The 20,686-nt window shown below is 44.1% G+C and carries 26 protein-coding genes; 14 read left to right on the top strand and 12 right to left on the bottom strand.

Going from position 1 to position 20,686, the window contains the following annotated elements:
- The first annotated feature begins 6 nt into the window (after window positions 1-6).
- From ACFSX3_RS19465 to ACFSX3_RS19430, 8 genes are all read left to right on the top strand, one after another.
- The gene (locus ACFSX3_RS19465) at window positions 7-615 is read left to right on the top strand and encodes a M23 family metallopeptidase (protein ID WP_379313164.1); all 609 of its coding nucleotides are present in this window, start codon (window positions 7-9) and stop codon (window positions 613-615) included.
- Window positions 616-619: 4 nt separating this feature from the next.
- A complete protein-coding gene (locus ACFSX3_RS19460; RefSeq protein ID WP_209988161.1) occupies window positions 620-1,114 on the top strand; it encodes a hypothetical protein in 495 nt (164 codons plus the stop codon).
- 1 nt (window position 1,115) lies between these two features.
- Window positions 1,116-1,367 (top strand): hypothetical protein, encoded by a 252-nt coding sequence (locus tag ACFSX3_RS19455; RefSeq protein WP_209988164.1) that lies wholly within the window; start codon window positions 1,116-1,118, stop codon window positions 1,365-1,367.
- A 529-nt stretch (window positions 1,368-1,896) separates the two neighbouring features.
- Window positions 1,897-3,531 carry an FtsK/SpoIIIE domain-containing protein gene (locus ACFSX3_RS19450; RefSeq protein WP_379255638.1) on the top strand — a complete coding sequence of 545 codons (1,635 nt, stop codon included), beginning with the start codon at window positions 1,897-1,899 and terminating at the stop codon, window positions 3,529-3,531.
- A 290-nt stretch (window positions 3,532-3,821) separates the two neighbouring features.
- The gene (locus tag ACFSX3_RS19445; RefSeq protein ID WP_209988171.1) at window positions 3,822-4,304 is read left to right on the top strand and encodes a hypothetical protein; all 483 of its coding nucleotides are present in this window, start codon (window positions 3,822-3,824) and stop codon (window positions 4,302-4,304) included.
- 48 nt (window positions 4,305-4,352) lie between these two features.
- A complete protein-coding gene (locus ACFSX3_RS19440) occupies window positions 4,353-4,853 on the top strand; it encodes a hypothetical protein (protein WP_209988173.1) in 501 nt (166 codons plus the stop codon).
- Between the two features lie 82 nt (window positions 4,854-4,935).
- Entirely contained in the window at window positions 4,936-5,934 is a 999-nt protein-coding gene (locus ACFSX3_RS19435) for a hypothetical protein (RefSeq protein ID WP_209988176.1), read from the top strand.
- A 591-nt stretch (window positions 5,935-6,525) separates the two neighbouring features.
- The gene (locus tag ACFSX3_RS19430) at window positions 6,526-6,933 is read left to right on the top strand and encodes a hypothetical protein (protein WP_209988179.1); all 408 of its coding nucleotides are present in this window, start codon (window positions 6,526-6,528) and stop codon (window positions 6,931-6,933) included.
- Window positions 6,934-7,044: 111 nt separating this feature from the next.
- Here the strand turns inward: ACFSX3_RS19430 and ACFSX3_RS19425 are convergent, their stop codons facing one another.
- The 4 genes from ACFSX3_RS19425 to ACFSX3_RS19410 form a co-directional block, all read right to left on the bottom strand.
- Window positions 7,045-7,587, bottom strand: a complete 543-nt coding sequence (locus ACFSX3_RS19425) for a cupin domain-containing protein (protein WP_209988182.1) — start codon at window positions 7,585-7,587, stop codon at window positions 7,045-7,047.
- A gap of 642 nt (window positions 7,588-8,229) precedes the next feature.
- On the bottom strand, window positions 8,230-9,537 hold the full coding sequence (locus ACFSX3_RS19420; RefSeq protein WP_209988185.1) for a hypothetical protein: 1,308 nt from the start codon (window positions 9,535-9,537) through the stop codon (window positions 8,230-8,232).
- Window positions 9,538-9,572: 35 nt separating this feature from the next.
- Complete coding sequence (locus ACFSX3_RS19415) at window positions 9,573-10,136, bottom strand: papain-like cysteine protease family protein (protein WP_379313217.1); 564 nt, start codon at window positions 10,134-10,136, stop codon at window positions 9,573-9,575.
- A gap of 610 nt (window positions 10,137-10,746) precedes the next feature.
- Window positions 10,747-11,361 (bottom strand): TetR/AcrR family transcriptional regulator, encoded by a 615-nt coding sequence (locus ACFSX3_RS19410; RefSeq protein ID WP_209988190.1) that lies wholly within the window; start codon window positions 11,359-11,361, stop codon window positions 10,747-10,749.
- A 291-nt stretch (window positions 11,362-11,652) separates the two neighbouring features.
- Between ACFSX3_RS19410 and ACFSX3_RS19405 the strand changes: the two genes are divergently transcribed.
- Complete coding sequence (locus ACFSX3_RS19405; RefSeq protein WP_209988192.1) at window positions 11,653-13,926, top strand: MMPL family transporter; 2,274 nt, start codon at window positions 11,653-11,655, stop codon at window positions 13,924-13,926.
- Between the two features lie 89 nt (window positions 13,927-14,015).
- The gene (locus ACFSX3_RS19400) at window positions 14,016-14,912 is read left to right on the top strand and encodes a ketopantoate reductase family protein (protein ID WP_209988195.1); all 897 of its coding nucleotides are present in this window, start codon (window positions 14,016-14,018) and stop codon (window positions 14,910-14,912) included.
- A gap of 250 nt (window positions 14,913-15,162) precedes the next feature.
- Here the strand turns inward: ACFSX3_RS19400 and ACFSX3_RS19395 are convergent, their stop codons facing one another.
- Window positions 15,163-15,645 (bottom strand): hypothetical protein, encoded by a 483-nt coding sequence (locus tag ACFSX3_RS19395; RefSeq protein WP_209988197.1) that lies wholly within the window; start codon window positions 15,643-15,645, stop codon window positions 15,163-15,165.
- A 136-nt stretch (window positions 15,646-15,781) separates the two neighbouring features.
- Window positions 15,782-15,907 (bottom strand): hypothetical protein, encoded by a 126-nt coding sequence (locus ACFSX3_RS19390; protein WP_379255657.1) that lies wholly within the window; start codon window positions 15,905-15,907, stop codon window positions 15,782-15,784.
- Window positions 15,908-16,115: 208 nt separating this feature from the next.
- On the opposite strand from ACFSX3_RS19390, the gene ACFSX3_RS19385 reads away from it, so the two are divergent.
- Window positions 16,116-16,562 carry a hypothetical protein gene (locus ACFSX3_RS19385; RefSeq protein WP_209988200.1) on the top strand — a complete coding sequence of 149 codons (447 nt, stop codon included), beginning with the start codon at window positions 16,116-16,118 and terminating at the stop codon, window positions 16,560-16,562.
- 263 nt (window positions 16,563-16,825) lie between these two features.
- Here ACFSX3_RS19385 and ACFSX3_RS19380 read toward each other — a convergent pair whose 3' ends face one another.
- Window positions 16,826-17,029: a DUF6199 family natural product biosynthesis protein gene (locus ACFSX3_RS19380; RefSeq protein ID WP_209988203.1), complete on the bottom strand. Its 204-nt coding sequence runs from the start codon at window positions 17,027-17,029 to the stop codon at window positions 16,826-16,828.
- 97 nt (window positions 17,030-17,126) lie between these two features.
- Here ACFSX3_RS19380 and ACFSX3_RS19375 point away from each other — a divergent pair, with 97 nt between their 5' ends.
- Both ACFSX3_RS19375 and ACFSX3_RS19370 read left to right on the top strand, forming a co-directional pair.
- Window positions 17,127-17,423, top strand: coding sequence for a hypothetical protein (locus ACFSX3_RS19375; protein WP_209988206.1), 297 nt, complete (start codon window positions 17,127-17,129; stop codon window positions 17,421-17,423).
- A 135-nt stretch (window positions 17,424-17,558) separates the two neighbouring features.
- The gene (locus ACFSX3_RS19370; RefSeq protein ID WP_209988209.1) at window positions 17,559-18,362 is read left to right on the top strand and encodes an undecaprenyl-diphosphate phosphatase; all 804 of its coding nucleotides are present in this window, start codon (window positions 17,559-17,561) and stop codon (window positions 18,360-18,362) included.
- A 10-nt stretch (window positions 18,363-18,372) separates the two neighbouring features.
- Here ACFSX3_RS19370 and ACFSX3_RS19365 read toward each other — a convergent pair whose 3' ends face one another.
- The 3 genes from ACFSX3_RS19365 to ACFSX3_RS19355 all read right to left on the bottom strand — a co-directional run bounded on the left by ACFSX3_RS19365 (window position 18,373) and on the right by ACFSX3_RS19355 (window position 19,469).
- Complete coding sequence (locus ACFSX3_RS19365) at window positions 18,373-18,537, bottom strand: hypothetical protein (RefSeq protein ID WP_155991360.1); 165 nt, start codon at window positions 18,535-18,537, stop codon at window positions 18,373-18,375.
- Between the two features lie 69 nt (window positions 18,538-18,606).
- Entirely contained in the window at window positions 18,607-19,149 is a 543-nt protein-coding gene (locus ACFSX3_RS19360; RefSeq protein ID WP_209988212.1) for an ImmA/IrrE family metallo-endopeptidase, read from the bottom strand.
- A 143-nt stretch (window positions 19,150-19,292) separates the two neighbouring features.
- Window positions 19,293-19,469 (bottom strand): YjfB family protein, encoded by a 177-nt coding sequence (locus tag ACFSX3_RS19355; RefSeq protein WP_076076056.1) that lies wholly within the window; start codon window positions 19,467-19,469, stop codon window positions 19,293-19,295.
- 167 nt (window positions 19,470-19,636) lie between these two features.
- Between ACFSX3_RS19355 and ACFSX3_RS19350 the strand changes: the two genes are divergently transcribed.
- Window positions 19,637-19,792: a YjcZ family sporulation protein gene (locus ACFSX3_RS19350; RefSeq protein ID WP_379255664.1), complete on the top strand. Its 156-nt coding sequence runs from the start codon at window positions 19,637-19,639 to the stop codon at window positions 19,790-19,792.
- Between the two features lie 48 nt (window positions 19,793-19,840).
- Here ACFSX3_RS19350 and ACFSX3_RS19345 read toward each other — a convergent pair whose 3' ends face one another.
- Together ACFSX3_RS19345 and ACFSX3_RS19340 are read right to left on the bottom strand one after the other, a co-directional pair.
- The gene (locus ACFSX3_RS19345; RefSeq protein ID WP_209988216.1) at window positions 19,841-20,029 is read right to left on the bottom strand and encodes a hypothetical protein; all 189 of its coding nucleotides are present in this window, start codon (window positions 20,027-20,029) and stop codon (window positions 19,841-19,843) included.
- Window positions 20,030-20,115: 86 nt separating this feature from the next.
- On the bottom strand, window positions 20,116-20,556 hold the full coding sequence (locus ACFSX3_RS19340; RefSeq protein ID WP_209988218.1) for a NucA/NucB deoxyribonuclease domain-containing protein: 441 nt from the start codon (window positions 20,554-20,556) through the stop codon (window positions 20,116-20,118).
- Window positions 20,557-20,686: the final 130 nt, after the last annotated feature.

The following is a 20,686-nucleotide window of genomic DNA, read 5'->3' as shown; positions in this document are numbered from 1 at the left end:
GAACAGGTGGAAGTCAGTAAAAAGGCCAAGGAGATGAAGAAAATCATCGGGCTGCTCTCGGCGCTCAGTTCCCCCGGAATCGGTTTGGTGCTGATTTTTCTTGGATTGGCTGCATTGGTGGCAATGTTTGTCTTCTTGCCATTCATGATCTTTTCCGATGCCGACAGCTATAAGCCACAATCAGCAGGCCAGTATGCTTCGATGGCCCCCGTACAGTTAGATGTGGACGGAACGGCATATGTCTGGCCGGTACCGACCATTGACCGGATCTCTTCAACGTTTGCTCTGCGTGATTTGTTTGGCACCACCCGAATGCACAAAGGGATTGATATAGCCAACGGTGCTGCAAATACGGAGCTACAGCCCATCTATTCCATGGCTGGAGGGACAGTGACACTCGCTGGAGCAGCTAGTGGGTATGGTCAGGCGATTAGGATCGATCACGGCAATGGGCTAGTGACCACCTACGGGCATTTATCTGCTCAGATGAACGTAGCGGTGGGCGATGTGGTGAGCAAAGGACAGTTAATTGGCAGAATTGGACAGGGTATTGTCGGACGCTCTACTGGCCCCCATTTGCATTTTCAAGTGGAACGCAGCGGGAGTGCCGGTTGATCCCTTGGAGTATGTCTTTACTCCAGGTACGGAGCTGCCTACACTGCCGATTGAGCTGGGGTACCGGTCTTTGAACATTCCATATGTGATGCAGTTTTTGGAGAAGCGAAAATCAGCATTGGCGGATCATAATCTGCTGCAAATGATTGATAATGCGGGACGCACCAAGAATGTCTCTCCCTATCTGCTGATTGCCATTACCGGTCAAGAGCAGTCGTTTGTCCCGAGAAACAATAACCACGCCTCGGAAATTATCCGCAATCCGTGGAATGTGTTTGGCTGCTGGTGCAAGGGGAAAGGTGCGGGAATCTCAACCGGTGAGGCTGCGCAGATTGCGGCGAATACGATCATTAAGCTATCTCAGGATCTTCCGGCCGGAAGAAATCCAATCCAGTGGTTGTCGGCGAAAGATAATCCGCGTGGTTATTATGCTGCAGATAACGGGTGGTGGATCGGCGTATCCAAGTACTTCAAATTGTTAGTTGCGGGGAGTGGTTGAATTGAATTTAACAGTTGTCATTATCGCAATTTTGCTTTGGGTGTTTTACAAGAAAGGAGGCAATGGCTTACCGACCTGGTTAGTCAAAGCGTTGGGCGTGTTTTTGGTGATCATGCTATTTCGAAATCTTAAAGAGGCTTATCACTTTGTGTTTGACGAGTCGGATGCCTGGTGGCCACTCATCAAAGAGAATGCAGCGCGGTTCAATCAGCAATTAAGAGACTTGCTTCAAACCATGATGAAAGGAAGTTGAGAACACAGTGAGCACTCCAGATCCACCACAAAAGGAATCCTTTGGACAATTCGTGAATCGGCTGACGGTCCTGGCTGCGCTGGGAAGTGTAATCGTATTGTTCCTAGAGCCATCGCCAGAACTCAGTCACTTGGCACAAACGGTGCTCCGGTATGCAGTTACATTGTGGCTGGGCATTGTGGGTGTACCCCATATTGCGCGAGTGGCTTGGAAGCATCGGAAACGCATGGGGCCATGGCTTATCCAGCTGCGGCAAAGGATTCGAGACCGGGAATGGAGACTGGGGCCATCGTCAGCAGATACTTTGGAGAGCAAGCTGCCCAGTGCCGGGGGTGTGGAATCGATGCCTTCCATACCCGAGAGGGGCGAACTCAATCATAGGCCGGTTGTGATTACAAGCGAACAGCGTGTTCAATCGGGACCCTATGCGCTATTCCCGCCGAATCCTCGGCCTCATTCTTCTTCTACATTATCGGCAGAACAGGCATCGGAGCTCATCTTCAATACGGTCCAATTGGCAGGACTCAAGATGGAGGAACCGCCAGAAATTCTGTCCATTGATGCGGGGCCAACGCTACAAACCATCTCCTTTCGCTTACCGGCCCGGCTGCAGCTCAGTGACCTGGTTAAGAAAAGAGATGATCTGGCCAACCATATCGGACATGACCGGAGTTTTGCGGTCACTTCATCCCCGTTTTCAAGTGCAGCAGCCTTTATATTGCCTCATACCGAACGGGCATTTGTATATATGAGTGATATGGCACAGGACCTGAAGGTGTTTGCTCAAACGGCTGAACTGCCTATGGTGTTCGGGAAGGATATGGAGGGCAAACCGATCCTGGTGGACTTAGCCAAATTACCGCATTTGCTTGTGGCAGGGGCTACCGGCTCCGGAAAATCTGTTTTTATTAATGGGCTGCTAACTTCATTAGCTTCCACACGTTCACCGGAGCAAGTCCAGTTTCTGCTCATCGATCCGAAGATGGTCGAGTTTACGATGTATACCGGCTTGCCGCATCTGATATCCCCGCCAGTCACAGATCCGAAACGGGCGGCATTGACACTCAAGAAGCTAGTGGTGGAGATGGAAAAGCGCTATAAGCGTTTTGCCGAAGTAGGTGTACGGAACTTGCTGCAGTACAACCGGAATCATCCGCAAGATCAGATGCCGTATATCGTGACTGTAATTGATGAATACGCCGACCTGATGGTCATTGCCCGTGCGGATGTGGAGGAAACCGTGCAACGCTTGACCCAAATGGGACGAGCTGCGGGACTCCATCTCATCTTAGGGACTCAGCGTCCCAGCGTGGATGTGGTGACTGGAGTGATAAAATCAAATCTTCCGTCCCGGGTGGCATTCCATCTGCTGAGTGTCTATGATTTCAAAACAGTCATGGACACAGGTGGACCACATTTGCTCGGTGGCGGGGATGGAATCTGCATGTTGAACGGTGGCGGACAGAAGAGATTTCAATCGGCGGCGATTAGCGCGGATGATGATGAGACTACCCGGTATATTGAGGAGTTGAAGCGTTATTGGCGGAATGAAATGCGGCTCCGGAAAGTAGATCCAGAAACAGAGGGGAATGAAGATTCTTCTTTGCTTAGCGAAATAGCTGACAAGGAAGACAACCAGCCAATGGGAGGTGAGGATGAAACTGTCGGACCATCACCACTAATCATGGCTCATTTAGGAGAATGGACGGATGTGGAGGAAGAGGAAGTGCCACCTATAAATGAGAGTGTGTACGATCAGGTTATTCGCTTGGCGCGGGAACATAATGGTGTATCCGGAAGGCTGCTGCAGCATGCACTGAATGTTGATTATGTGACGGCAGCTACTTATGTTGAACAACTCAGCAAAGAAGGAAAGGTAGCAGCAGAGTATGATCCGGAGACGGGGTTGAAGCCTTGGCTGGTGGATACCAAAGAGAGTGATGAAGAACTCCTACTAAGGATGCAGCGAATGATATGCGAGATGGGGTCTGCGAGGTCAGCTGAGCTGCAGCAAGGACTTGGAATACGTAAAGAGAAAGTGCTCCAGTTAATGAGTCAATTGGTGAAATCGAATTTTTTATTTTCTCCAGTAAGTCCTAAAGCAGGGTATACGATTGCATGGAGCAACGAGCAAATTGAGCAGTTTTTAAAGGATAATTGTTAGTTTAATGAGTGGTTACAGGAGAGATACGGTAACTAACTTGAGCCTTGTGAAAATTAATTCGACATTCTTCAGCATTTCGTTTCACTGGCCTACACCATCTGATATTTCAAATTTGTCCACTTTAAGAACTTTCATGTCAATATAGCAAGGCCAGACTATTAATATGGGATTTTATATAAAATAATTAAAAATATTGACAGAAAGAGAACGTGAAGTTATATTATTTTACAGAGGGTAAAAATGGAAAAAAATATTCTCTAGTAATAAAAAAATATAAAGGAGGATATTAAATGAAAAAAAGGAAGGTTGTCACTTTGCTCCTTGGTAGCGCTATACTTCTCTCGCCAACAAATGTGTTTGCATTAAGCACAGACCAAATTATACCTTTAGTTGTTTTTGATACAGCGCAACTTCAAGAGAAATCTTTTGAACCGGCAAATACTAATACGGGGGCAAAGTTGTCAGCAGCACTCACACCACACTGGACTGCCAAGACTACTGTTACTTATAATTCTGGAGCAACTTCAGTTTCAGATTCCTTCACCGACAGTAGCAAGCGAACTAGATTAACAATCGATCGAATATATGCAAAAGTCAAACTGTATGAGGATGGGGGTCATATAGGGAGCGCTGAGGATGATCAATCCAACTTGTCTCATGCAGGTGCACAATTTGGTAGTGGGGCTAGTGCTTCAAACACAGAAGCTTATGGTGCACATAAATTTGAACATGCCGGCTTTCAATCTTGGTACCCAGAAACCTTTGATACCTAAATTCTTTTCATTTTATTTAAAACAAATAATACTAAAGGAGTTTTGTATATGAAAAAGGCATTAGCATCTATTGCTATTATCTTGTTCTCTGTTTCTTCAATATCCTTGCCTGCAAATGCTTCTGGGAATGATATTATTCCCTCAGCAGTAGTAGTAGATACAGAAAAAGTACCACATAAAGAATTTCAACCCCAATTGTTAGATAATCAACAAAATACTCTTAAAGCTGCTGCAGTTGGTCCTCACTGGGTAGCAGACAGTTCATGCGATGAAGGTTATTTTAGCGATAATGTATTGTCATACTCAGCATCTTACACAGATAGTACAAAAAGCACTAGAAAACAAATAGATCGAATTTATGCAAGATTGACAGTGTATAACGAGAAGGCCTTTGCAGCATCTGGAACCGATGATCAATCCAATTCTTCTTATGCTGGTGCAACTGCGTCAGTTCATTTCAATCCATGGGAAGATGGAGAATCATATGGTACTCATAAATTTGAACATGCTGGTTATCAATCTTGGTACCCGGAAACTTACGGAGACTAAACATAACTACAATAAGCAAATTGGTTATTTACCACCAATTTGCTTATTGTAATTTAACAATCTGAAAAAAGAGGTATCAATCATGGATTTAAAAAAATTCAATAAGTTATTGATAGTTTCTTTACTGCTTACATTAATAGCTTGTTCTGAAAAACCTGCTAATAGCACTCTTGACGATAATGTAAATTCAGGGTTGAATAGCATAGAGTTTGCCAATACCATCCCTAGTACTGCAAATAGAGATAAACTCCCCAACACAAGTGCTGGTGGTGTGTCGCTCGGTTTGTACAATGATAAAGGGGTAATAGAAAAGGATTTTAATTTCAACTACAATGCAGATGAAAAAATAAATAAATTTATTTCAATTGGGAATTTCATTAATACTGACCGAGTATATAAGATAATACTTTTAATTGATTACAAACAAGCTAAATTCAGTGTAGACAACAGGGAGCCCGAAGAAGACTTTACACTTGAAGTTAAAGCTGGAGAGTCGGTTGAAATCCCGTTTCAGTTGCCAAATTTAGATAGGGGATTACACGATATACTATTTGTAATTATTAAATCTCCTGAGAATAAGAGCTTTGATGAGGAGTACAGAAAAAAAACTGATATGAATCATTTACTATTTCTTAGATTTAGTACTGTAATACAGGAAGAAACTGTTAATGAACAGATTAAATATAATGAATATGGAATAATCGAAAATAATAGTATGCTTGATGGGTTGTTAGTTACAAAAAATAATGATTTAAAAAGATGGCTCACACAAAATGTTGCTTCACATGACATATTAAATTACTATATACGGGTAGGTAATAACAGCAACAAGCAATTGAAAAGATATGCAGTAGTAAATTTATTTGATTGGAAACAAGTAGATGTAATTGACGATAGAAAAATCGTATATTTTGAAGTTTCAAAAGACAACTTAGTAAAACTAAATTCAGGGTTCACTATCAATCAAGATTCTGGCACTTATGATCTTACAACTTTATTAATTCATAATCCTTATCAAAAATTAGATATATATAATAGAGATGTTGAAACAGGTATCAGAGTGGGTGTGAAAGTTAATTAAATACAATAGATCAAACAAATTGTTTCTGATACAAACTAAAGGCTCAATATTTATTCATTAGGTTATTAACGAGTACAGAAGTGGTTGTTCCTTATTTCTACTAGATAATGCGAATTTGTATTCACCTAAGGCTAAAGAATAATTAATCAGAATTATATTTAAAGTTCCCGTTATTGTTCCCTGTTTCAAAAGCCGAAACCCTCGTGGTATAGGCTTTTTTTGTTTTCTATACTTGTAAATGTCCGGGAACCAAAGATGGGAACTATAACAGGAGCCATAAAATGTTTGAGAAATAGGAAAAGGTATAATAAAGATTATTAATGGGCATCGAAAATGTCCCATGGTTTATAGAAAAAGTCATAGTATTTGGGAATACCATGAAGCAGAGTTCCAACTTGCAAACGTTGCCCTGCCTTGAGATACGGCTGACGGAGACTCGAATAGTTCATCCCTATAATCCCATACTTTTTACGTACTTTTCGAACACGTTTCCCTTGAACAATTAAGTTAATCTTATATCATGCAAGAAAACAAAAAGAGGCCGCCCCGGCAATCCAAGGGGCGGCCTTTGCGTTGAGAGAGGAGAGTGCCATGCAGGAAGTTGGATTCAAAGAGGCAGGAGAACTATTGAATACGCCGGTCAGCACATTGCGGCGCTGGGTCGTCTTGTTGGAGGAACAAGCGTACACGTTCAACCGGGACGGCAAGCGCAGGCAGCTGGACTGGCAGGATGTAGGTGTGCTGCGGGAGGTCAAGCTCAGGCTCCAGGAAGGGACGCTGGAAGAGGCGATTCAGAAAGTCGTCGCTTCATCTGAGGTTCCGCAGGAGGAACCTCATCAGCAGGAGTCACAGCCCGTGATCGAGGGAAGCGAGTGGGAAGCTTTTGACTCCCAAATAAGCAGCCTGAGAGAGAACTTGTTTTGGCACGGTCAGGAACAAGCAGTGAGCACTTTGCTTACGGCTTGGCGAGTACTCCAAGAGACGATAGGAGGGGAATAACATTGTATAAAAAGCACAGCCTGGCTGAGCTGAAGGCCGTGGGTGTGAACTATACCATACCGATCACCGTCCATCTCCCCGGCCTGGCGCATGTATTCTACAGGACGGTTTTTATATCTGAACTTTCTTACCTTCTGCAGACATGGCAATTGCTTTTGTTTCATGAACTGTACCATATGGATGCTCAGGCGGTGCATAGATAACATATAGTTTAAGTGGTTTGTTTCCTGTATTCGTTAAATTATGCCATTTTCCAGCAGGCACCATAATTGCATAGTCATCGTAGGCCATCACTTGAAAATCTAAAGTGTCTTTCCTATCCCCCATTTGAACAAGTCCCTGACCTTCTTCAATACGTATAAATTGATCTGTTGTCGGATGGACTTCTAAACCGATATCATCGCCAACATTGATACTCATCAAAGTCACTTGAAAATATTTCCCTGTCCATAAAGCGGTACGGTAAGTTTGGTTTTGCTTTGCTGCCTGGTCAATATTCACTACAAGTGGACATTGTCCATAATCTCTTAAGTTTATTTTTCTGTAGGGGTAACAATTACAATAATGTTGAGGCTGATATGTCTGATAGTTGTTATTGCAGTTGTTATGCATAGGGTAATGCAATTGATATTGATGGCATGAATTATGGTACATACTCATTCTCCTCTTACGATTTTGTGTGTACTTTAGTCATATGCATCTGCCTATATAAAGGAGTGCAAAACCTGCAAAAATGGGCTGGAGCCTAAAGAGGCCAGGCATAAGAAATTTTCAAATAGCTTCGTCCTTCGTTTCAATGGAAGGTTAAAGATGTTTATAATAAACGTGTAAACACAAGGACACCGATGTACAAGGAGGTTTAGGAAGAAGTGATATGCTGGACCAATACTCAGTGTTATTCCAGCGGGAAGGCGGTGCTAAGGTAGCATTTCCGTTCTAACAAAACTTCTAACCAATCTTCTAACAACAACCAAATATCAACAAAACTTTAGAAGTAACTATACGCTTAAAACACGCGATTTATTGCCCAACAGACCCCAGGAAAACCTAATAAATATATGCTGGGTCGCACTCGTAATGCGTGGGCCGGGGGTTCAATTCCCTTCACCAGCTAACTCTATAGTGGCACGGCTTTCCGGTTTTTTTATGGGGAAGAGTGAACTTCTACCATTTTTCTTACCTTTAATTGGATAAAGCGATGTTCTTGCTCCAAAACGTCAGATAAGCTGACCAAGGTGTAGTCCTTGATCAGCTTATCTGCTCGGCTAGTATCCGTTAAGGAATCGATTGGAAGGGTTACTCAGTCCGTTTTCCGTACTTTTTCGCCCAGTAGTCAAGCCATTGTGAATAATCGATTCCCTTAATCTCGTTCAGCGTCTTTCCATCTATTGAATACTCTCCGCCTGCCATGACGAGATTTTTAATTTTGCTTACTGGACCGGAAATTCCGCCTATGACCTCACTGTCTACAAGCATTACTATTACAGAAATAGTGTAATCATCTGGGCTATACAACTGTTCCAGTGGATGATCCCTTACAGTGAATTGATAAGAGACGATTTCTTTCCCGAAGTAGGCATCAGGCTCTTCCTCCTGAACTGCCCAGAGCTGCATATAATCCGGAGTTTCAAGCCTTTCCTGCTCCAAGGTATATTTTGCGGCTTCTCCTTCATGGACAATAATCGTGTAACCAAGAGCTTGAAGATAATCGGCGGCAATTTGTTCGTCGGTCTTTTCCTCGGCAGAATCTTCCTTGTTGCATCCAACCATTGCTAACAGCACAAGGAATAGAAGAAGGAATAACAATCCTTTTTGTTTCATTAATTTCAGCCTGCTCTCATCGGTGTGACGGAGGCCCTTTTTCTTTGAGTCGCTATGACTATGAGAGGAACAGCAAAGATAAGAGATAGTCCGAATAGAAGGATAGGCAAAAACAAAGATGTTTGATGGTTGATTGTCAGCAGAAGAGACATTTTGGCCCCCGCCGACCAAAATCGCTCCGTCATTTGAATTGCGGTTCGAATTATTGAAGGAACTCTCCGACTCGCTAACAACACTCATGATCTCTGTAGGACTTATACTTTCATTATTTGTTAAATTGATATATTCTTCATTAACTGCAGTGTTAATATAGAGGTAATTTAGATTATATCGTTTGTCATCAATAAGCTCTAATGTACCATCTTTAGCATACTCAGATTCTATTCGTTTGATTGTATTGCCAAAATCATCATTATTGCTGATATTAAAAATTTTCCATGCACCTGACTCAAAAGTAGCATCGATCACCGCAACTTGGGTTCCCTCTAGATAAAGCGGGAATTTATAACCAATCAATTCATGTGAAAGTGATTCTCCATGAACATTCGCTTGATAATAAGCAATTCCTTCTCCAAGAGTTGCTTCAAGGAAACTTACTCTGTTGCTGCTGTGAAAGTTTTCCTTCTGGGCTTCAAGAGTATCCGCATAATACGCTGTATAATCCCTCTCAATCGCCCCTTTGATATCTGCACCAGCTGTCTTAAGGCTTGAGTCAGCATATGCAGCATTTCCCAACGTTAACAGAGCAAAAAAAACGGTTAATATAATGGCACGAATTTTCAAAAAAAACCTCCTACTTGTTAATGGCTAGTATATTATTAATTTGCTTTTATATTGTTTACTGTATTGACCCAAGTATAGATGGAATTACTCTTGAAAGTTGAAAAGCTTTGAACGTTGCTGGAAGCATCTGCCGGATCTATATAGTAAAGGTTCTGAATGTTGTTATCCGTATTATAGTAGTAACCCTTAATCAAAAAGGCATGGCCAATAGTGGAGCCCGCTTTGCTAGTAAATGCTAGAACGTTAGAGTTAGTATTGATGTTATACATTATATTGTCGTATGTGGGCATGGAAAGAAGTGCAATCGAATTTACGCCATATGCTGCAAGGCCATTCTTGGCGTCATATACATTCCCGGCAGTGTCCATGTACATTCCTTTAGTGGCTGCAACTATGTTGTATTGGGTAGCATTGGATTTCCCTAAGTATTGTCCAGCCATGCTGGCTACGGCCGCCCAGCACAAATAGTTTCCCTGTTGTTTCTGGGCATTTACTGAATTAATGCTAATGCCTGAAGCGGCGTATACACTTGCTGCAAAAAGTGAAGCGGAGATAATCGAACAAAAAACAATGGAAAGCGATTTCAATTTTATTTTCATCACTTTTTCTCAAATCCTTCATACATTATTGATCTATCGGCCGAAAAACTATGGATAATAATATAATATATTACTTTATTTAGGGTTATGCGAATTAAAGATCTTTCCTTGGAAATTATACTTTTTCTATACGTTTTACTGAACAATTGAGTTGAACTTACTTGAATCTTGCAGAATCGACTTGAATATCTTGATAAAGACAGAGCTGTAGTGTTTAGGCTGTTCAAGCGTATTAGGCAGAGACTCGAAGCGATTTTAATTTCGAAGAGGCTTAAGAAGTTCTGCGTAAAGAACTGGATCGCCCAAAAGGGCTCATCACGAAGCGATGGTAATTGATATTGGTCAAAGCCAAGCAGTTCCTTGAAGTGCGATACCCCATCTCGATATTCCAGCGCACATGATAATACTTTTGGATCGTAACGAGATCCAAGGACAGATCCGTGAATAGGAGACAAAACTGCGCTTTGCTCGAAGAGGTGTATTCGTCCTTCTAGGACAGCACTGTCGGGGCCAAAAAGCCGGTTGTCTGAACATGAATGTTCAGACAACCGGCTTTTTGGTGTGAAGGGAGCAGGGGTGAATGAACAAAGTATTCGCTCTTGCCCCACAATCAATTATTTTTTTGGCTGAGATTGTGTACATCAGATATCATTGCGTTCATACCATGCAGCACAAAAGCCAGTACCCTCTCGGTAAAGCGATCGAAGTCGTGCTTGTTGCCGTTCTTGATGAAAACGAGGGAGGCGCTGTAGATCGCGCCGGTGATCATCGTGGTTAGGATTTGCTGATCGGTGTTATTCCAACTGATACCTGTATTTTGGTTTTTTATAAGGGTAGCAATGATGTTTTCCAGCTTTGATTTTATGATGTTCTCCACTCGAACGGCAATGGTTTTCGTATCCATCCGCCATTGTTCGAAAAAGGCGATATGATACTCATTAACCATCAGTATAAGCTCCTTGCCAGTTGTTTCGGTCAGTTCCTGGCCCGGCAGAATCCTGCTGTCCACGCATGAATCAAACCCTTCCGAGATCATATCGTCCAGCAAGACATATTTATCAACGTAATGCGCATAAAAAGTCGCCCTGTTAATCGTAGCTTTTTCCGAGATATCCTTCACGGTGATGTCATCGAAATCTTTTTTCTGAACAAGCGTCATGAGAGCATCCTGAATTAGTTTTTTTGTACGGATCACTCTGGGGTCTTTTTCCTGTCTGTGTACCATATTCCTACCTCCCTACTTCTGATCGTCAGAAGCACAAATGTGTTGCTTAATCAACACTTTCTGAAATTTGACTATAGCATCGTCGTCAATGATATATTATCATACACGTGTCGGTAAAACAACGAGTGTATATGAAATACTCTTGACCAATCATTTCACTCAAAATTTCAAACCTATGTTGAAAATTCAACACGCATTTATTATGGAGGATGATGAATGAAAATACTCTTTTTTGGTCGCGGCACTGTAGGGACAAGATAGCCTAATCACGGAATGGAGAGAACCATTACAATGTCAACATTTCTGTACAAAGTGGGCAAATCAGCCTATAACAAACCATGGCAGTTTATTATCAGTTGGATCGCAATTCTTGGAGTTGTTCTAGCCTTGCTCATTACGAATGGCATGCATTTAAGTTCCACAATGAAAATTGAGGGTACAGAATCACAAAAGGTATTAGATCAACTGGCGGAAGAACTCCCGGAGGCCACTGGCGGAGCAGCTCAAATTGTGTTCACGGCACCTAAAGACGAACGGCTGGACACGCCGGAACGTTCAACGTTAATCAATAAGGCTATTCATGGTGTATACAATCTGGAATATGTGGTTAATCCCGCCAGTATGACAGGGGAGGCCGGCATATCGAATACGGAGAATAACCAAGGCGATGAAGCGAGAGTAGCAACCACAGACGAAAAGCTTATATCTGACGTGATGCTCTCCGCTGACGGGAACGTGGGGCTGTTCCAAATTCACTTCACGGTTCAGGATGATTCGTTGCCCCAATCGGCAAAGGACTCCGTGGTGACTACTATCAGAGCTGCTCAGCAAAATAATTCCGGCATTACGGCTTTGCCAGGAGTTACACTTTTACCTGAAGAATCTCCCGTCGGCCCTAAAGAAGCAGTCGGATTGGTTGTAGCCGCTATTGTACTATTCTTAGCGCTCGGCTCGATTATTGCCGCAGGTCTACCGCTTTTAACTGCAGTCCTCGGGGTTGCCATCAGCTTACTTGGTGCTTTTGCATTCTCGAAATTCATTTACATGGACGGAACCACCCCCACCTTGGCACTTATGGTCGGTCTTGCTGTCGGAATTGATTACTCCTTATTCATCGTAAACCGTCAGCGCCGAATGATTCTGGATCAAGGACTTAGCGCTCGCGAAGCTGCGGGCAGAGCAGTGGGTACAGCGGGCAGTGCCGTGTTTTTTGCAGGCTTAACGGTCATTTGCGCTCTGTGCGGCTTGCTAGTGATTGGAATCGAGTTTGTATCTACGATGGCGCTGGTCGCCGCAGCTAGCGTCTTTGTCAACGTCCTAATCGCTTTAACCCTGCTACCGGCATTTCTTGGTTTAATAGGTGAACGCATTTGCTCGCCAAAACAGGGCATGAAAAACAGCAACCATGCAAATAAAGCTCACAATAGAGTTGCAAATCGTTGGGTTAAGGGGACGGTCAAATACCGCTGGCCTATCCTTATCGGTATAATCGCAATATTAGGCGCAGCGGCCATTCCGGTGGCTAAAATGAATCTAGGGATGCCTTCTAGCGCCACAGCAAATTTAGATACAGAGGCAAGGCAGAGTTACGACGCCCTTTCAAGAGGTTTCGGTGAAGGTTTTAACGGTCCACTGATCCTTGTTGCTGAGCCCAAAGGTTCTTCTGACAAGGTCACTTCGGAAATGATGAATAATGTTGCAGTTGATCTCCAGAAGCATGAGAATGTTGCGCTGGTGACGCTAGCAGGCATGAATAAGACGGAAGACATGGCGATTATAAGTCTCATTCCCAAGACAGGGCCCTCTGACAAAGCGACCAAAAGCCTTGTACGTGATCTGCGTGATACAGATTCGAACATTGCGAAGAAGTATAATTTGATGATCGGCGTAACCGGGATTACAGCAATCAACATTGATATGTCAGCTAAACTGGCTCAGGTGTTTCCGCTCTACATAGGGATCATCGTCATCTTCTCGCTGATTATTCTGCTTCTTGTGTTTCGGTCGATTATCGTTCCAATTAAGGCAACCATCGGCTTCCTTCTCAGTATACTTGCTACATTCGGAATCTCTACGGCGGTATTCCAATGGGGATGGCTGCATTCTCTCTTAGGCTTTGACACCGGTGGTCCGTTGGTCAGCATTATACCCATCATTGTCACTGGTATTCTTTACGGACTGGCTATGGATTATCAGGTCTTCCTTGTCAGTTCCATGCGTGAGGCCTATGTTCATGGTCATAAGGGAAGGGACAGCGTCGTTCATGGGTACGGGCAGGCCAGCCGCGTTGTCGTAGCAGCAGGCGTGATTATGGTATTCGTCTTCGCCGGCTTCGCTCAAAGCGGGAGTATCAATATCAAACAAATCGGTTTTACGCTAGCTTTAGGCATTCTCATCGACGCTTTTGTCGTACGTATGACGCTCGTCCCTGCTGTCATGGCGATCTTCGGCGATAAAGCATGGCAGTTGCCGAAATGGTTAGACCGCATACTGCCAAACCTAGATGTGGAAGGCGAAAAGCTGATCGCCGAGTTGAGAGCTAAGGAAAACGTTGACGATATGTAAAAAAATGCTTCAGGATACTGATAAATGAAATTGCGCTTCTTGCATGATGGCGTCTCAGTTTAGTCGAAGAAAGAAGGTATTTTGAAGATATGACAACCAGCAAACCAAGACTGTTGGTTTTCGGGGCCGGCGTTATCGGCAGCCTATATGCTTTGCGATTTTTCCAGTCAGGAATGGACGTTACCCTGCTGGCGCGCGGAAACAGACTTACGGAACTGCAAAAGAACGGGTTGCGCTTCAGTAGCAAAGGAACGGTACAACATGAGCGGGTAAGGGTGATCGAGAAACTGGAAGATCATGATATCTATGATTTTATCTTTGTGCCTGTACGCTATGACCAAGCTGAGTCCGCGCTGGAGGTTATTCGAAACAATCAGAGTAAAACTGTCGTAACGCTGACAAACACGGTAGGTTATGACTCATGGCTTGCCATTGTGGGGGATCGTTTGCTCCCCGGTTTTCCGGGTGCCGGCGGCGATATGAAGGACGGCATCCTGAATGCTAAGTTTGGTTCCAAGAGCGTACAAGGAACCGTCTTCGGAGAAATCAACGGCGAGAAAACAGACCGGATCATGAGGCTTGCACAATTACTAGAGGCAGCCCACCTTCCCTACGAAATTGCCGATAATATTCAGGCGTTCCATGTTTCGCATGCAACTACAGTCATTTCGATGAAGCACTTTTATACAGCGGACGGGCTCGTCGATTTAAGGACGGCTAAAAGCAGACGTGTGCTTCGAGGCGTTGCCATGGACATGAAGCGTAATGGTCGAATGGTGGAGCAGGCCGGCATTTCCCTCACTCCAGCCAAAATGAAGATCATCGGCAAACTGCCGGCATGGCTTATTGCCTTGATGTTTCGAATCATGCTCAACATCCGTTTTACAAGAGATGTACTTCTGGGAAACCACGCGCTAGCCGCAAGGCCCGAAGTTATGATGATGGACAGCGCATTTCGTGCTTATATGGCTAGTGCTCAGTATTAGCATTTTCCGGGGCAGCCGCGAAATGGAAGGCGCGGCCTGTTCCAGCAGGTAACTAACGCCCGGAGGTATCCTTTTTCCTTTGTTAGAATACGGTCATTATATCCGGCAACTTCCGGACAGGCAATTCCGCCAGCGAGCTAAAGTATCCAAATGAACAAAGCTACAGAACAAACCCCAGGATGATCTCCTGGGGTTAATTTCTAAGAATATTTACTCCTCAATGCAGTGTGAACACTCATACACTGTGAATTTAATTCTTTTCTTTATTTAAGGACAAGTCAAATGATGCAGTAATATGGTTTAATCGGGAATCAGAAGGTACCGCCGTTATCTCGACCGTTAAGCTTAGCAGATCGGGCAGAGCATCATTGCTAACTTTCTCTATGCCTGTCAGGTAATAATGCTTATCGCCTAAACTTACTAATCCCCCGCCAGATGTATTTGAATCTGTTATATCTTTCCCATTATTATAGAATTTGCAGATTATATTATAATCCTTGATAATAGCAATTCCATTTACCTCGTAACCAACCTTAATTTCATTTTCAGCATAATTGGCATTTCGTAAGGCAAAAGTTACGCCTTCCACTATCTTCGTTTGAACTTCAATATTTGGTTCAGGCATAGATGCTTCTTCAGGATTGTTTGTCCACCCGAAATAACGTATAGCCAGAAATCCTACAAAGAGCATACCTACAACCAGAACAAGTAAGCTTATTCTTTTATGTTTCATTATATCTCCTCTAAAAAATAAGATTAGAACATACAAAAAAACTCGTATGTTCTAATCTTAGCATAAATTATAAACTAAAAGAGAAGATAATGAAGGCTTGATGGGGGCATCGTGGAAGGATATACACCAAAATTAATTAAGATATCCAGCGCCCGGTTCGTTCGTCTTTAGTAAATGTTCCGGAGTAATTTTCACCACTAATTAAGTGAAAACGTAAAGGATTAACTGTTTCTAAAATAGAGCGAATCTCAATTGGTTTCATGCAAAGGCAACTCCTTCACAAGTCTTACTTATACAATACCAACCTGACCTTTTTTTCAAACCGATTGTCAGTGATAATGATGTGAATTTAGTGAACTTTTCTTAATTGTATTTAAGTTTCAAAATGCGATATACTGAATTCGCAAAAGTAACAGAGTGTAATAGCTAACTGAGAAAATTAAACGGACTATTTGTTAGGAGAGTTCTTTATGAAAAAAATAATAACGCTCGTTCAAGCTTTTAAAGATTTAGAGGAACGGATTAATGATTTTATTAATGATGATTCATGCATTGAATATGTAGAAGGGTCGGAAGAAGTGGTAGCGGGTGGAGCCTACGCATGGTCAAAATTAAAACCAGTAGCTATTAGTAGACAAGAGCATATTGATGCTGATTACATGGAATTAGCAGAAAAGGTACGCACAGTACTGAAAAAGGATGATAGCCTAAATATTGAGAAGTTTGAGCACAGTTACGAATTGGTTTTGAATTACATACGCCAAGATACCTTGTTGTGGGTTCCTGGTATAAAGAGTGTCCTTAATGAAATCAAATATGAACTAGACATTCAACAGTTTTATTTTGTAGACCAAGAGGATTCGTTAATTTCAGGAAGATCTCATGGGTTAAATGAGTCATTGTTATTTGGAATATAGTATAGAGAACTCTGTGCTATTCTCAAAAGCCCGTCAACCTTAATTGGTTGACGGGCTTTTACCAGTTAACAGTGGGAATGGGGAATTGTGAACATGATTAGTTGAGAAATTTAATTAAGCACCTTAGGATGATTTCTTATGTCTTTAAAAGGGCCTTTTATAAGCCGTTCTCAAACACTTGCAAATAATAAACCCGTCTGGCATTAAGCCCGGCGGGTTTATTTTATAGCGTTCGCAAATGCTCAATAATTGTTGCTATCCCCCTAACCAAACATCGAAGGCAAAAAGAACAAGAAAAAGATAATAAGAACGATCACACTGGTGATTCTGCTCATTATGAGGTAGGCTTCACTGGGGCCGGAGTCGCCTTTTACCATCCAGCCGTAACGCATATGCCAGCCCATGGCCGGGAAGAAGATATTCAGGATCGCAAGCAGTATGAAAAGAACAGCGAAAATAACAACCATTTTTACCAGCTCCTTTATCCATTTACGAAAGCCCATTGCATGAAGTTGCACATTTATGGAAGTAGATAGTATGATTTTGTCAGTGAGGAGGTCTTCCATGAAGGCGATATTCAAAAAACTAAGCTTCTGGCTACCCGTGCTGTCTTTGCTGGTCTGTCTCTATAATCTGTCAGGAGAAGACGACAAGAACTTATTGCTGTTCCTGACCAGTCCATTGCTCCTAATCTTTAACCCTGAACTAACAACACTGCATTATTCTATGGAGAATGAGCAAACATTCCAGTACATTCTGTATGGGATTCATTTTGTCTCCTGGTTAGCCTTCGGCCTGATCATAGAGTGGGGGTTATCATGGTTATCACGTAAATCACAAGAACGTCCCCCAAACCACTAACTATAGAGATTCCAGCCCCACGTGACACTTATGTCACATCAACATCCATATTGTTAGCTCATTCGATGGGGAATTTCCTTCCCGCCTCTTATACTGGAAATATATTGATTCACTTCCGAAAGGGGCTATTCACCAGTGACAGAAGCTATCAAAGCAATTATATTAGGGATTATTGAAGGGTTGACTGAATTCTTGCCGGTCTCGTCTACCGGGCACCTTATCCTGGCAGGGGATTTGCTGGAGTTCGAGGGGGAGGCTGCGGTTACCTTCAAAATCGTAATCCAGCTGGGTGCGGTAATGGCCGTATTGCTGCTGTATTGGAAAAGGTATGTGAACATCGGGATAAATATGCTGAAGCTGGATTTCTCCAAGAGCAAGGGACTGAATGCCATCCATATGATCCTGGCTATGGTTCCGGCACTGGTGGTGTATCTGCTCTTCAAAGACACGATCAAGAGCCAACTATTCGGCCCTAAGCCGGTCCTCATTGGTCTGATCGCCGGTGGCCTATTGATGATCTTCGCTGCACGCAGCAGGCGATCCGTAACGTCAGAGACGGTAGACGGTCTTAATTATACCCAAGCCTTCGGCATCGGGCTGTTCCAGTGTCTGGCGCTGTGGCCCGGGTTCTCAAGATCCGGTTCGACGATCTCAGGCGGTCTGCTGCTGGGGACCAGCCAGAAAGCCGCTGCGGACTTCACCTTCCTGATCTCCGTGCCGGTGATGTTCGGAGCAAGCCTCCTGGACCTCTATGACAGCAGGGATCTACTCAGTTCAGATACGCTGACCCTGATGCTGATCGGGTTCGTGACGTCCTTCCTCGTAGCCATGATTGCAGTAGTAACATTCATCAAGCTGATTAAGCGGCTGCGCCTGGAATGGTTCGCGCTGTACCGGTTCGTGTTAGCGGGGCTGTTCTATGTAATTGTTATACTGTAGAATCCTGCTCTCAGCCGTATTCCTTAGGCTCTTGGAGCAGGATGGAGAAGGTCTGGGTTACGTGGTCCACTTCAATCGTCTCGATACCCACAAAATCCGGAATTTCAGGATGAACGGCATCCACGCTGTATTCAGGATGAGTCAGCAATAATTGAATGACTTTCAGGGCTTCCACGTTGATCTTGCTCCCCTTTACAGTAGAATCTCTTGTTCTGATCTATAGTCTGTATTATCCCCGCAGCGCTTAGCGAATATGTCTGTGGATTATATTTCTGTCTTCGTTACGTTCCATAACAGCCATTAATTGCCCCTGGAAAATACGCCGCTGGATCTGGTCGATCCGCTGGAGCGCGAGGGGGATTGGCACCTGAAATGCTACAGCCAGCTCGGCAATGGCATCTTCACGGAGTTCGGGCAGCGTATTGGCGGAGATCATGACATAGGGCATGGAGGCATACAGAATGAACCGGTCGGATTCATCTCTCTGCGCCTGCGTGAACACTCCGGGCATAAGCGTGGACTTGCCGGCATGCCGCAGCAGATGACACAGCTCGTGTAGGAATTCCAGCCGCTGCAGCTCGGGAGGGAGACGGTTGTCTATGAACATGCTGTACATTCCGGCTGTAGCCTCAATCGCCTTGCTGCGGACATCGAGATAGTGTACCCAGATATTGAGCCGCTTCGCTATGTAATCAATGGAAATGTCGGACGGCTTGCTGACACCAATACGCTGGTATAGATCCTCTGTCCATTTCTCCAATGCGGTCATCTGATAATAGCCTTGCATAATCAATCACCTCATATATAAGATCGTATGTTCGTGTTATTGGCCAAAAGAAAAGCCCGTAAGGGCTAAGCAGCAGTTCAGCGCGCACTCTTCACCGGCTGAAATATGGAACGGGTGTTCCTATGTATGTAAGCATAAAGGAATTACGCCCGAATATCAAGTGTTTTTCCCAAGGTGGGGTGCGTGGCCTGACTCAGCATCTGAACCATATCCTGGGCACTGCTCTGCGCCTGCTCTTTGGCAAGGCTCATCACCTGCAGCCCTGCGGCCTGCTGTAAGGATGACTGGCTCATCACTACGGATAGTGCAGCAATATCCATCCGGTATTCCTCCCTCCATTTGTTTTGAAGCATGCTTCATACTTTATATCGACCCCTAGACGCCTGTCCGTTAGGTGAATGGTATATCTTTGCCGATTGGCCCATGCAACAGAGCGGATTTCCACATATTCTGTGCTGTATTCAATATTCAAGAGGAGGAATTAATTATGGGAGCAGAGTATGGTTGCGGTTGTGGAAATAACGTAGGTGGAGTGAATCAGGGACCTCCAATCCTTCCGGTAGCAAGCCCTTGGACTTCGACAGGTGCAATTCTGGTACTGTTCATTCTGCTGGTTATCATCACAAAAGCCTGTTTGTTCTAGAAACAGCCTATAGCTAGTGTAGCCCTGTCCGGCCTGTGCCGGATAGGGCTATTTCTTTTTCTTCTTATGAGCACGGACCGTTGGCCCGATCTGGCGTTTGATTCTGCCTGTAGCTGAATCGGTTTCAATGATATAGAGCTCCTTGATTGTTCCTGCAAGCGCGAACCATTCCTGTAAGGCTTCAGCTTCGGACATTGGGCCGTACAGCCGTTTGCCCCGATAACAGATATAGAACACTTCCGGCTCTCCATCTAAGTTATATTATCCCATTTCATTCTACGCTTTATCGCAGTGAAATTGAACAACATCCCCCACATGCCGGCTTATTTGAAAATAAACTCCACACGCGTACCGTCTGCGAACGCCTCCAGCTGATTGCCGACCCAGCTTCCCGCTCCGCGGTTATCACTGGGTGTTATGTACTCAATATGTGCCCCGGCTCCGCCTTCTGCACACATGGCCATGGGCCATTCGTCCCGGTCATAGCCTTTCTTGGTGGGGACTCCCTTCAGAGACGCCTTGCGGTTCTCCTCCGCTTCCTTGCGGTTGATGGTGCAGACGGCTGACTCTCCCTTGCGGATGGCCTTCTGGATGTGCTTTGCGGTCTCCGGGTAGCGGTCTGCCGGGAACTTCAGCTTCACGACCTCTGAAGTATGACCAGAAGGGGTCTGCGGCAGCCATTGCCCGTTCTCCTCCAGCAGGTAGGCGGACAGACTGATCAGGGCAATAATAATGAGACTGATGATGGACTTTTTGGCTTTCATATCTGCTCCTTTGTAAGTGGGTATGGGTATAATGCCTGTGCCCAGAATAGTATAGCGTAAGAATACCGGATTGTGACAGTCCGAATTCTGTGCATTTGCCGTGCTGAAGTTCCACGATTCGTCATAATAT

The sequence above is a fragment of the Paenibacillus rhizoplanae genome (assembly GCF_042684125.1).
Lineage (GTDB): Bacteria > Bacillota > Bacilli > Paenibacillales > Paenibacillaceae > Paenibacillus_AQ > Paenibacillus_AQ rhizoplanae.
The sequence above is the reverse complement of the archived record's forward strand: the minus strand, read 5'-3'. Positions and strand labels throughout refer to the sequence as shown.

What these genes read in the sequence shown, in the direction of transcription:
- ACFSX3_RS19450 (WP_379255638.1), top strand. Translation starts at nt 1,897, where the DNA reads ATGGAGGAACCGCCAGAAATTCTGTCCATTGATGCGGGGCCAACGCTA.
- ACFSX3_RS19390 (WP_379255657.1), bottom strand. Translation starts at nt 15,907, where the DNA reads ATGAAACCAATTGAGATTCGCTCTATTTTAGAAACAGTTAATCCTTTA.
- ACFSX3_RS19395 (WP_209988197.1), bottom strand. Translation starts at nt 15,645, where the DNA reads ATGAAACATAAAAGAATAAGCTTACTTGTTCTGGTTGTAGGTATGCTC.
- ACFSX3_RS19410 (WP_209988190.1), bottom strand. Translation starts at nt 11,361, where the DNA reads ATGGTACACAGACAGGAAAAAGACCCCAGAGTGATCCGTACAAAAAAA.
- ACFSX3_RS19445 (WP_209988171.1), top strand. Translation starts at nt 3,822, where the DNA reads ATGAAAAAAAGGAAGGTTGTCACTTTGCTCCTTGGTAGCGCTATACTT.
- ACFSX3_RS19380 (WP_209988203.1), bottom strand. Translation starts at nt 17,029, where the DNA reads ATGGTTGTTATTTTCGCTGTTCTTTTCATACTGCTTGCGATCCTGAAT.
- ACFSX3_RS19350 (WP_379255664.1), top strand. Translation starts at nt 19,637, where the DNA reads ATGGGAGCAGAGTATGGTTGCGGTTGTGGAAATAACGTAGGTGGAGTG.
- ACFSX3_RS19425 (WP_209988182.1), bottom strand. Translation starts at nt 7,587, where the DNA reads ATGTACCATAATTCATGCCATCAATATCAATTGCATTACCCTATGCAT.
- ACFSX3_RS19375 (WP_209988206.1), top strand. Translation starts at nt 17,127, where the DNA reads ATGAAGGCGATATTCAAAAAACTAAGCTTCTGGCTACCCGTGCTGTCT.
- ACFSX3_RS19415 (WP_379313217.1), bottom strand. Translation starts at nt 10,136, where the DNA reads ATGAAAATAAAATTGAAATCGCTTTCCATTGTTTTTTGTTCGATTATC.
- ACFSX3_RS19430 (WP_209988179.1), top strand. Translation starts at nt 6,526, where the DNA reads ATGCAGGAAGTTGGATTCAAAGAGGCAGGAGAACTATTGAATACGCCG.
- ACFSX3_RS19435 (WP_209988176.1), top strand. Translation starts at nt 4,936, where the DNA reads ATGGATTTAAAAAAATTCAATAAGTTATTGATAGTTTCTTTACTGCTT.
- ACFSX3_RS19355 (WP_076076056.1), bottom strand. Translation starts at nt 19,469, where the DNA reads ATGGATATTGCTGCACTATCCGTAGTGATGAGCCAGTCATCCTTACAG.
- ACFSX3_RS19440 (WP_209988173.1), top strand. Translation starts at nt 4,353, where the DNA reads ATGAAAAAGGCATTAGCATCTATTGCTATTATCTTGTTCTCTGTTTCT.
- ACFSX3_RS19405 (WP_209988192.1), top strand. Translation starts at nt 11,653, where the DNA reads ATGTCAACATTTCTGTACAAAGTGGGCAAATCAGCCTATAACAAACCA.
- ACFSX3_RS19385 (WP_209988200.1), top strand. Translation starts at nt 16,116, where the DNA reads ATGAAAAAAATAATAACGCTCGTTCAAGCTTTTAAAGATTTAGAGGAA.
- ACFSX3_RS19360 (WP_209988212.1), bottom strand. Translation starts at nt 19,149, where the DNA reads ATGCAAGGCTATTATCAGATGACCGCATTGGAGAAATGGACAGAGGAT.
- ACFSX3_RS19400 (WP_209988195.1), top strand. Translation starts at nt 14,016, where the DNA reads ATGACAACCAGCAAACCAAGACTGTTGGTTTTCGGGGCCGGCGTTATC.
- ACFSX3_RS19340 (WP_209988218.1), bottom strand. Translation starts at nt 20,556, where the DNA reads ATGAAAGCCAAAAAGTCCATCATCAGTCTCATTATTATTGCCCTGATC.